The sequence below is a fragment of the Nocardia sp. NPDC006630 genome, from assembly GCF_040611495.1.
In the GTDB taxonomy this organism is placed as follows: Bacteria; Actinomycetota; Actinomycetes; order Mycobacteriales; family Mycobacteriaceae; genus Nocardia.
The window spans coordinates 72,105-82,195 of the sequence record NZ_JBEXOK010000019.1 but is presented as its reverse complement, the minus strand read 5'-3'; the positions used below and the strand labels follow the sequence as shown (position 1 = coordinate 82,195).

General features: G+C 63.4%; 10 protein-coding genes and 1 pseudogene. 4 read left to right on the top strand and 7 right to left on the bottom strand.

The features are described from left to right. Positions 1–63: 63 nt before the first annotated feature. Positions 64–1,215: pseudogene (locus tag ABZX86_RS38265) on the bottom strand (Fic family protein). Between the two features lie 151 nt (positions 1,216–1,366). Next, positions 1,367–2,026: a plasmid pRiA4b ORF-3 family protein gene (locus tag ABZX86_RS38260; protein ID WP_355131089.1), complete on the bottom strand. Its 660-nt coding sequence runs from the start codon at positions 2,024–2,026 to the stop codon at positions 1,367–1,369. 377 nt (positions 2,027–2,403) lie between these two features. Here ABZX86_RS38260 and ABZX86_RS38255 point away from each other — a divergent pair, with 377 nt between their 5' ends. Beyond that, the gene (locus tag ABZX86_RS38255) at positions 2,404–2,946 is read left to right on the top strand and encodes a hypothetical protein (protein WP_355131032.1); all 543 of its coding nucleotides are present in this window, start codon (positions 2,404–2,406) and stop codon (positions 2,944–2,946) included. 2 nt (positions 2,947–2,948) lie between these two features. Next, positions 2,949–3,902, top strand: coding sequence for an exonuclease domain-containing protein (locus tag ABZX86_RS38250; protein ID WP_355131030.1), 954 nt, complete (start codon positions 2,949–2,951; stop codon positions 3,900–3,902). Between the two features lie 63 nt (positions 3,903–3,965). Here ABZX86_RS38250 and ABZX86_RS38245 read toward each other — a convergent pair whose 3' ends face one another. From ABZX86_RS38245 to ABZX86_RS38230, 4 genes are read right to left on the bottom strand one after another with little or no spacing between them, the layout of a single operon-like run. Then, positions 3,966–4,184, bottom strand: a complete 219-nt coding sequence (locus tag ABZX86_RS38245) for a hypothetical protein (protein ID WP_327141140.1) — start codon at positions 4,182–4,184, stop codon at positions 3,966–3,968. A 10-nt stretch (positions 4,185–4,194) separates the two neighbouring features. Beyond that, positions 4,195–5,670, bottom strand: a complete 1,476-nt coding sequence (locus tag ABZX86_RS38240; RefSeq protein ID WP_355131027.1) for an ADP-ribosyltransferase domain-containing protein — start codon at positions 5,668–5,670, stop codon at positions 4,195–4,197. Next, the gene (locus ABZX86_RS38235; protein WP_355131025.1) at positions 5,667–5,954 is read right to left on the bottom strand and encodes a WXG100 family type VII secretion target; all 288 of its coding nucleotides are present in this window, start codon (positions 5,952–5,954) and stop codon (positions 5,667–5,669) included. The genes ABZX86_RS38240 and ABZX86_RS38235 overlap by 4 nt, the downstream gene beginning before the upstream one ends. A gap of 1 nt (position 5,955) precedes the next feature. Next, positions 5,956–6,318 (bottom strand): WXG100 family type VII secretion target, encoded by a 363-nt coding sequence (locus ABZX86_RS38230; protein ID WP_355131023.1) that lies wholly within the window; start codon positions 6,316–6,318, stop codon positions 5,956–5,958. A 169-nt stretch (positions 6,319–6,487) separates the two neighbouring features. On the opposite strand from ABZX86_RS38230, the gene gcvT reads away from it, so the two are divergent. Then, positions 6,488–7,588, top strand: a complete 1,101-nt coding sequence (gene gcvT, locus ABZX86_RS38225; protein WP_355131021.1) for a glycine cleavage system aminomethyltransferase GcvT — start codon at positions 6,488–6,490, stop codon at positions 7,586–7,588. A gap of 294 nt (positions 7,589–7,882) precedes the next feature. Here gcvT and ABZX86_RS38220 read toward each other — a convergent pair whose 3' ends face one another. Then, complete coding sequence (locus ABZX86_RS38220) at positions 7,883–8,647, bottom strand: hypothetical protein (protein ID WP_355131019.1); 765 nt, start codon at positions 8,645–8,647, stop codon at positions 7,883–7,885. Between the two features lie 161 nt (positions 8,648–8,808). Between ABZX86_RS38220 and ABZX86_RS38215 the strand changes: the two genes are divergently transcribed. Next, positions 8,809–9,909 carry a branched-chain amino acid aminotransferase gene (locus ABZX86_RS38215; RefSeq protein ID WP_355131017.1) on the top strand — a complete coding sequence of 367 codons (1,101 nt, stop codon included), beginning with the start codon at positions 8,809–8,811 and terminating at the stop codon, positions 9,907–9,909. Positions 9,910–10,091: the final 182 nt, after the last annotated feature.

Below are 10,091 nucleotides of genomic sequence, written 5' to 3'. Positions count from 1 at the left end.
GGTGGAACCTGACGGGCGGTGTGATGCCGCGCCGATTCGAAACACCAACGTGGCGGCGCCTCGTTAGAGGTGCTCCATTGTGCGCCGCCCAATGGCCGCGCTCAGCGCATCCAGCTCGGCAAGCAGTCAGTCGCGGCCCAGATACGGTTGCGTTTGCTGTCCGAGAGGAGCTCGAGAATCCCTGCGTCGGTCAACCTTCCGAGTGCCCGACAGGTGCTGGCTTCGGTGGTGCCAGCGATGTGTTGTGCGTTGTCGGCGTTGAGGATTGGGGTTTCGAGCAGGGCTGCGAGGAGGGTCTCATCCGCCGAGTTGGTACGCGGGCGGGCGATGTCTCGCCAGCAGGTCGGCCAGGGCCAGGGCGGAGTCCTGCGCGGCCTCGCTGGCGTGGATCGCGCCGATTGCCAGGGATTCCACGAACGCGTCGACGTTGCCATTGCGAAATCGGTTGAGGTGCATGAAGTATCGGCCGGTGTCTGCCGCATGACCGAGGCCAGCGGTACGGTGACTCGGAGGGTGAGGCCGCGGCGGCGCAGCACTGCGCTGATCAGTCGCGTCCGATCCGCCCATTCCCATCGGTGAACGGGTGAACGGGTGAATGGGCTCGAACTGTGCATGCGCGATGGCGGCTTGCGCGAGGATCGGCAGATCATCCCGGTTGACGAAAACCAGCAGATCGGTGATCAACTCGGCAACCAGTTCGGGGCGGTGGAACATGCGCGGGGTTGATCGGCGTGTAGTCGCTGCCGCCGATCCAGTTCTGCACATCCCGCAGTTGTCCCGCATCGCGAGCGGTGTATTAGTCGACGGCCATCAGTAGCCGATGTGCTTCGAGTAGATCGTCGAGCTGGATGGTGCCAGCGGCGGCCGCATCGACCATCGCGATCAGAGCCTTGACCGCCGCCAATTGCGACTTCGCCTCGTCGCCGGCTTTACCTCCCGCGACAGCTTTGCCGAAGGCTCGCCAGCCTGCATCGATGTGTTCGATCTTGGAAGATGCGACGGACTCACTGCGCAGCAGGAAGTCGGCCAGCGGCGCCAGATGCTCGCCGAACCCGGCCTCGAGGCGGGCAATCGCAATCAACTCCGCTTCGTGGGTGCGAGCGACTGTGCCGGTCGGGTCATAATCGAATGTGCCTATTTTGGGCGGAATCGCGACTGTGATCCGGTCGAGGTCCGATCCGCCCATGAGCGTTGGCGCTGACGTGGGTCCCAGATTCGACCTTCGTTGCGGTGGCCAGTTCGCGAGGTCTCCTCTGAATAAGGTCGACCAACTCTGCGCTTAGAATACTTTATCTATACTAAACGCAACTATAACTGGCGGTGATGTACTTTCCGCTTGCATCGATTGGCGGGGTTCAAGGCGTCGTCATGGACCGACTGACTTCTGCTCCCGCCCGTAGCCGAAGGTGTTGGCCAGCGCCCAGTTGATCTCTTCGATGACGAACGGCCCGGGCTCTGCGTACTCGGATTCGATGATGATGTCTTCCGGGCTGATGTACTCGAAGGATTCCCCTTCGTCATCCCAATCTGCTCTGCGAGACAAGTATTCGTATCGGGCAATGCCGCCCACGACGTCTGCGGGGCAGTCGCGCTGACCGCCTACGCAGCGGGCTCGGGGCATTTTCGCGGTGCGGGGCAGGATCTGTTCGACGTAGATGTGGTGCACCCAGGGGTCGGCGAAGTCGTAGATGTAATACAGGGTGTCGCCCAGGTCGGTGAGGAGTTCGTCCAGGCGGACCTGCTCCTCGGGGACGGCGGGGTCGCGGTCGGCGACTGCTTCGGGGCAGATGTAGCGGTCCGCGGTGGGGTCGTCGACGGCTGCGCCACAACGGAATTCGTGGGAGGCGCGGTTGACCCAGCCGAAGGATGCGCCGATGACCTCATTGAGGTCGTTGAGGAACAGTTCGGAGGAGACGTCCAGCCCTCGGTACAGCGGCGGCTTGGTGCCCACGACCGTCGCATGCAAGCGGAAGGTCACCGGTCGCGTGCGGCGCGGTCCACGGCGGGTGGGCGAAGGCGGCTGCATGTTGGCCACAGCCCGACACTAGTTGATGTTGCGCCGATGTTCATCGATTCCATGGAGGATGAATCGGTGTGGTGCAGAGTGATCACGGTGTGCTTCTGATTGGTTACGGGCCATGAACCAACCGACCGGAACTATTGAGCCACAGTGCAATAACTTCCATATCCCACGGCCGGATTTCAAGGAGTAGCGAGAGGTGAACCGCCAGTTCACCGATGGACTCGATGCTCTGTGGAGGGCGCTGATCGAAGGGCGTGACTGAAGCAGATGGTGAGGCCAGCGCAAATGGCTCGGAGGTGTTGGGGCTGAGATCGTTTGGTTTGTCACACCCATGGTTTACGGTGGCCGGTGCAGACTGTCAGCAGCGGACTCGGAGCGTTATGAGCATCACGAACCAGACTGTGTTGTCCCTCGTTGCCGTGCTCGATAAAGTGGGCGACCGGTTGGTTGTTTGGCATGTGAATGTTGGTCGGGGGATGGGGCTTTCGCGGCTAACGGGCGCTTGGGTGGTTGGACTCGACCAGGAGGATGTGATCTCGACGATTACGGCTGGGTGTTGCGCGATCTGGTGTGGCGGTGAGGTGGTTGCGGGCACGGCGGAGACGGGTGTTGTCGACTTGGATGCGACTGTGGATGCGGTTCTGGCCGAGGTTGCGGTGGTGGACGAGCGGTTTACTGAGCATCAGGAAACGCTGTCCAACAAGCTGATTCGGCCGCAGTGGCCCGCTCTGGTGCATCCGAGCCAAGCTGCTCCGCCACTGCGCGAGATTGATGAAACCGTCCGTCCGGCATTGTGTTTGGCACATGGAATCGCGGATCTCGCTGATCGGTGGGCGGAGTTCGAGGCGCTGCGGGCAGCGCGACCGTTCCTGGTCGAACAGGGCGGTAAGACGGCTCGTCCATTGCCGCTCGTGGTGCGGTGACAGTGGCGGGATTGTCGTTCGCCGCTATCGACGTCGAGACCGCGAACTCCTCCCGTGGGAGCATCTGCGCGGTTGGTGTGACGATCGTTCGTGACAGTATTCGCGAAGAGACGTATTCATGGCTGTGCCGTCCACCGACCGCCGTGGACTTCTTCTCGCCGCACAACATTCGCGTGCACGGCATCCGGCCGGCGATGGTCGCGGGCCAGCCGACCTTCGCGCAGCGGTGGCCCGAGGTGCACCAGGTGGTGGGAGACCTTCCTCTGGTCGCGCACAACGCCGGATTCGACAGCGGCGCTATCCGAGAAGCCTGCCGCCACAGCGGAATCGAAGCTCCGAGGTGGGAATTCAGCTGCAGTCTAGCGATGTCACGCAAGCATCTCGACCTCGACGGTTACCGACTCCCAGATGTCGCTGGGGCACTGGACATCTCATTGATCGCGCACCACGATGCCGCAGCCGACGCAAGGGCGGCCGCCGATATCGTGCTGGCGCTCGCGGCGATCGTCGGAGTGGATTCGCTGTCCGAGCTCGAGCAGATGACAGTGCTCGAACGGCTGAGGTTCGACTCGCCGTTCCGGCCGACGCCGCAGTTCAGTCGACCTCGCCGATCTGTATTCTCCCGTGAAGAATTGGTCATGCCCGAGATCTCCGGCACCGACCCGAGCCACCCATTCTTTGGCCAGATCGTCGTGTTCACAGGCGATCTCACCTCGATGACCCGCCAGCAGGCATGGGACGCAATCGCGGCGTACGGCGCGACACCTGCCAAGAACGTCACCAAGCGCACCACCTGTCTGGTGATCGGTGACCGTTTCGCGGGCCGGGATGCTTCCGTGTTCACCACTTCCAAAGCTTGTCGAGTCGCTGAACTGCAGATGCGGGGCCAGCAGATAGAAGTCGTGGACGAACAGCGGCTACTCGCGTACCTCGAACGGATACCTGTAGCGCCCTGAGAGGATTGGAATTCGTTTGTAAGTCAGGGGGATACGCCTCGGGTCGCTAAACGGTCGTCCGAATCACTCGTCTTCTTCGGGACGTTGCTCGAATTCAGTTCCACTGGTGTCATCCCAGAACTTGCGAGGGGCAACGACCCGCTTCTCCGAAGGCACGGCGGCCTGGCGGGCCTCGGCCTCTGCGAACATACGATCGGCTGCGGAGAGTTCCTCCTCGCTGAGAGGTTCGAGACCGAGTTCCTCCCTGGTGGAAAACGTCTTTCCTGCAATCTTTTCGCTCATGGCTTCCCGCCTATCGTTGGATCAAGCGAATGAAGGTCGTGCCGGACTTCGAGTCGAACACCTTGCTGACCACATCGAATTGGGTACCTGGAGGAAACAGCACCTCCTGCTCAGAAGGAACATCCGAGTGGAGGCTGACGTCCTTGCCGTACTTCGAGAGGATCGTGAACTGCGTGTCTCCGGGAAATGCCTCATCAGCGGAGGCTGACGTGCTGGTGAAGGCGTCCTCGGTGACCACTGTTCCCTTCTCGTATTTGGCAAGGACGTTCGGTGGGAGGTCGGTGCCGCGGAAGACTACGCCGTTGTGATCCGGGAGCTTTGCGAGTGCCTCTTCGACCGCTTTGATCTGCGCTTTCTGTGTTGCGTCCACGCTGCCCGCCCGTAATGCGCTGTTGAGTTCTTCGTATAGGCCAGTATATGGGTTGGTGTACGCCGCGATCGCGTCCTCGTCGGCTTGGGTGAGTGTGGCTGGTAGGACCTTTCCTGTTCCCTGACCTATTGTTGCGAGCTTCGTACGGGCCGCGTCGACCCATGTGCTGATTCTCTCGAGCAGTGGCTTGAGAGCGTTCGATAGCGGTTTGACTGTGCGGGAGACGATTTCGGCGGCCTTGGTCGCGAGGTTCGCGATAATCGCAGCCACACGACGGGCTTTCATAGCGACGCGCGCACCAAGGGCCGTATTGCCGACCCACTCGGAAATTCCCGCGGTGAATGGAGCGAGGGCGGCGAACGCGAGCTCGCCTACTACCGCTTCGGCCGCGAATTCCTTCAGCTCGTCAAGGATCTGGTGGTGTGCCTCGTCGAGATGGTGGGCATACTCGCCGCAGGCTTGACCGAGGCTCTGGCAGGCGTCCGCAAGGCTGTTGAGATCGTTCTGTCGTTGTGTGCAGGCGTCGATCGCGGCCGGGATCTCGTCCGATTGCTGGTTCGAGAGGAAGCCGACCGCCTCCGGAACTCCTATTGCCAGAGTGCGGAAGTCGGAGGCGGCGGTGTTCCAGGCCGCCTCGGCGGTATGAAGTTCATCCTGGTGTCCGTTCGGCCAGGCCGCGCCTACGAGATCTTTGATGATCGACCAGCCGAATGGTTCAGGGATCCCGTCGCCGGCCGCCGATGCCGGTGTTTCGACCAGGCAGGGCACGGGCAACATCTGAGGTGCGGCCGGCGGGGGAACGCTGTTGAAATTGGCGGCCGACTCACCTGTCTGAAGATTGTGCAGGCCAACTGAGATGAGGTCGCGGGTTTGTCCGGACGCGGTCGTCAATCGCGCTGAGGTGGACATCGCCAGACCTGCGGCTTCGTCATACGAAGCAGCCCATTTTCCCCCGACGCTGTCGCTTCCCGCCATGCCCGCATTGGCGCTGAGGACGCCGATCAGTCCTTCGTGGACAGACACTGCTTCGGTGACGATCCCGCCGAATACCTCACCTGCAGAGTGGTATTCGTCGGCGCGGCAGAGAATGACCGGAACTGTTGCCGTCGGGCTCACGGCCACATCCCGAGATTGATCGGGCCTACCGCGCCGTATGCAGTACGGGCGGTGTTCAGTTTGCCGCGGAGCGCTCCCAGTGCCTGGCGCATCTCGTTAATGGCGGCTATGCGCTCATCGTGCGCACCTTTGTGCGCTATCGCGGCGGCACCGTCCCAGTTGACATGGAGTTCGTCGACTTGCTTCTCGATGGTGGATACAGCGTCCTCGATTGTCGTTTCGAGTTTCGCGGCGCCGTCGATCAGCTGCTGCAGGCCGTCGAGGTCAACTCTGAAGTCGGCCACGTCACACCACGGGCGGAAGGTCGAGGCTCGCGCCGGCTTGCTCGACCGCTGTAGCCCTGGCCTGGTCGACGTGGTCGTACTCGGTCGATGCCTGTCGGAGGAGTCCGGAATCGGTGTGAAACGAGCCGACAATGCGGCGAGTACCGTCGTGCCACTCCGACCACGGATCCCGATGCGACTCCGCAGCCTGGCCCAGCCAGTCGCCGCCGAGGAACTCGCCGACAGCACGCATGTGCGCATCGACCGCATCCGCGATGTCCTGAGCGGACCGATCCAGCCAGTCGGCCACGTTCAGTAGCGCCTGAGGATCGGCCGCGAATGTGCCCGCTGCCGGGAGGTCGGCGGAATTCACTTGTGACGTCATAATCCCCCTCACCGCAAACTTTCAGCAGACTCTAACGCAGGTCAACCGCGCGACAGTCGGCCACCATCAGTTACGACGCTGACCGTGCTGCTCCGGTTCCGCTCGAGCTCTGAGGTGTTCTGGTTCGGGCGAATCGCACGCAAACAGGCCGACCGATAAGCTGCTTCGGGTGACCGACGAGAAGCTGCTGCAGGGGCCCATTCATGCCGTCCACGTCGAGTTGGGCGCTACCTTCGCGCCGTTCGGGGGGTGGGAGATGCCGGTTTCGTATGCGGGGACCGTGGGGGAGCACACTGCGGTCAGGACCACGGTGGGGCTGTTCGATGTCAGCCACCTTGGGAAGGCCACGGTCAAGGGGCCGGGGGCTGCTGCCTTTGTGAACTCGGCGCTGACGAACGATCTCAATCGGATTCGCCCCGGGAAGGCGCAGTACACGCTGTGCTGCACGCCCGAAGGCGGTGTGATCGACGATCTGATCGCCTACTACGTGAGTGATGACGAGATCTTCCTCGTGCCCAATGCCGCGAATACCGCTGCGGTGGTGGCGGAGCTGCAGAAGGTCGCGCCCGAGGGGATCACTGTGACTGATCAGCATCGGGAGTATGCGGTGCTCGCGGTGCAGGGGCCGAAGGCTGCGGAGGTGCTGACCAAGCTCGGGTTGCCTACCGACATGGAGTACATGGCGTACGAGGACGCCGAGTGGGACGGGCGGCCGGTGCGGGTGTGCCGGACGGGGTACACCGGCGAGCAGGGGTACGAACTGCTGCCGCGATGGGTTGACGCGGAAGCGGTGTTCCGGGCGTTGGTAACTGAGGTCGAAGCTGCTGGCGGCCAGGCTGCCGGACTCGGGGCGCGCGATACGTTGCGCACCGAGATGGGTTACCCGCTGCACGGACATGAACTGTCCGTTGATATTTCGCCGTTGCAGGCGCGTACGGGCTGGGCTGTCGGCTGGAAGAAGCCGGAGTTCTGGGGCAAGGCTGCGCTGGAACAGGAGAAGGCTGCCGGTCCGCGGCGAGTTCTGCTGGGGCTCAAGGCTGTTGACCGTGGCGTGCTGCGGCAGGGGCAGACGGTGATGCGCGGTGACGAGCAGGTCGGTGAAACCACCTCCGGCACTTTCTCTCCCACGCTCAAGGTGGGTATTGCGCTCGCGCTGCTCGACACCGCCGCTGGGATCCAGCCGGGTGATGAGGTCGAGGTCGACGTGCGTGGGCGTCGCCTGAAGTGTGAGGTCGTCAAGCCGCCGTTCGTCGAATCCCACACGGCGTAAAGGGAATCGGCCTGAGCGGTCAAAGACTGGCAGTGAACGGCAAAAATTGCCGCCTTGCCTCGAAGTTTGACCGCTCAGGCCGGAAGCTCGTTACCTACAAGCCCGTCCGTATGGATCCCGGCCCAACGCCTGACGCATATGGATCCCCGGCCAAAGGCGAGCCGGGATGGCGGAGTTCATGCTTGGGACATTGGGGGTCGATGCCGGGGATGGGGGGAGCTCACGCTGCGGATGTCGGGGGTCCGTGCCGGGGATGATCACGGGGCTAATCATCGAGATGCCGGGCTCCGGGACTCAGCACCAGGTGCCGACGACCGTTTGGTCCTGAACGCAGTCGGCATGTGCGAGGTTCGCGGGTCGGACCGTGGTGTACATCTGCCGCATCGTGTCCGCGGTGGCGGCGTCGGAAACTCCCTGGTCCGCGTAGATGACCATGACCACGGACTGCCCGACGTTATCGGTGAGCGCGACCGCGTGGACCACCCCCGACGGCGTGTGTTTGCAGTCCACCGCACCCTGATTGGTGATTGTCGCCGTCACATGCGCCGCAGCCCGCCCCTGAATAGTGAGCGTCTCGGCTGAACTCAGCGTGATCTGCGGATTCGTATCCCCATTATCAGCGGTAGCCGCCTTCGACCAGGTATCCGCCACATCCCGCGCAGCCCCGGCCAGATCGGCGATCTTCGACCCGGTCACACCGGCAATCGCTCGCGGACCGTAATCCCCACACGCCTTCTCGTTGAACGTCGATGCCCCACTCATGACCGTCCGCAGCCCACTGCCCTCGAACCCAACAATGGTCGTCGGAGTCGGCACCTTCCAGTTCTTGGGCACGTCGTACACCGCATTACGGGATACGGAGTACGCGGTTTGCCAGCCGGGCGTCACGGCGGGGATCACGGCCTTCGCCGCGGTCGTCGTAGTAGTAGTCGTGAAAGGCGTATGCGTAGCAGTGTCCTGCGGCCCGTATTGGTCTGCGGGAAGGGCGTTTCCGGCCACCGTCCGCCCCGGTTGCATCGCAGCCACGACGAGCACGGTGATGGCCGCCAAGGCCGTCACGATGATCAATGTCAGCACCCAGGGCCGGTTCGAGCGGGGGGCTGGCGGAGGCTGCGGATACACGGCCTCACCCTAGCGCCGACGGTGTGGATTGCCCGGTCCGCACAATGCTGGGAGGCCGGATCGCTCCATTCCGCACCCGAGGTTTTAGACTCCAACCCATGACAGTTGCCGCGCAATTCACCCGTACCCCGCATCCCGCCCCGACCCCGGCGGAGCGGCGACAGGAGATTCTCGCGGCGCCCGGTTTCGGGCGATTCTTCACCGACCACATGGTGTCCATCGATTACATCGACGGGCAGTGGACCAATGCGGAGGTCAAGCCGTACGGTCCGCTGTCCATGGACCCGGCGACCATGGTGTTTCACTACGGACAGGCCATCTTCGAGGGTCTCAAGGCGTACCGGCAGGCCGATGGCAGCATCGCCACCTTCCGTGTCGACGCCAATGCGGCACGCTTCCAGCGGTCGGCCGCGCGTATGGCCATGGCCGAGCTGCCCGAAGACCTGTTCATCGAATCCGTGCGGCAGCTGCTCGAGGTCGACTCCGAGTGGGTCCCGCCCGCCGGCGGCGAAGAGTCGCTGTACCTGCGGCCGTTCATGTTCGCCACCGAGGCCGGACTGGGTGTGAAGCCTGCCAGCGCCTACAAGTACCTGCTGCTCGGCTCCCCGGCCGGCGCGTACTTCCCGCGCGGCGTGAAGCCGGTGAAGGTGTGGCTGTCCACCGAATATGTGCGCGCGGCTCCCGGCGGCACCGGTGAGGCGAAGGTCGCGGGCAATTACGCGTCCTCGCTGCTGGCGCAGAAGCAGGCCTCCGAGGAGGGTTGCGATCAGGTCGTGTGGCTGGACGCGATCGAGCGCAGGTACGTCGAGGAGATGGGCACCAACAACCTCTTCTTCGTCTTCGGCACGGGCTCGGAGGCGCGCCTGGTGACGCCGGAGCTGTCCGGTTCGCTGCTGCCCGGCATTACCCGCGACTCGCTGCTGACGCTGGCCGCGGACTCCGGTTACAAGGTGGAGGAGCGCAAGATCTCAGTGGAGGAGTGGCGCAAGGGCGCCGAATCCGGTGAGATCTCCGAGGTTTTCGCCTGCGGCACCGCCGCAGTGATCACGCCGGTCGGCTGGGTGAAGTCCGCCGATCGCGAATTCACCATCGGCGGAGGCGAACCCGGCGAGGTCACCATGGCGCTGCGGGACACCCTCACCGGCATCCAGCGCGGCACCTTCGCCGATAGCCACGGCTGGCTGCGCACCATGGCGTAGGTGCCTGGCGCACGACGACGTGTGCTCTGCCGAGGGCCGTGGCCTGAGGCCCGAAAGATCGAAAAGTGCCTGCTCCGAACGGTTTCGGAGCAGGCACTTTCGTGTGAAAACGGCGGTCGTATTGTCGGCGGCGAGAGCTACCGTGATGTGCAGGGCGCTATCTGCTCTCGACGTCGAGAAGA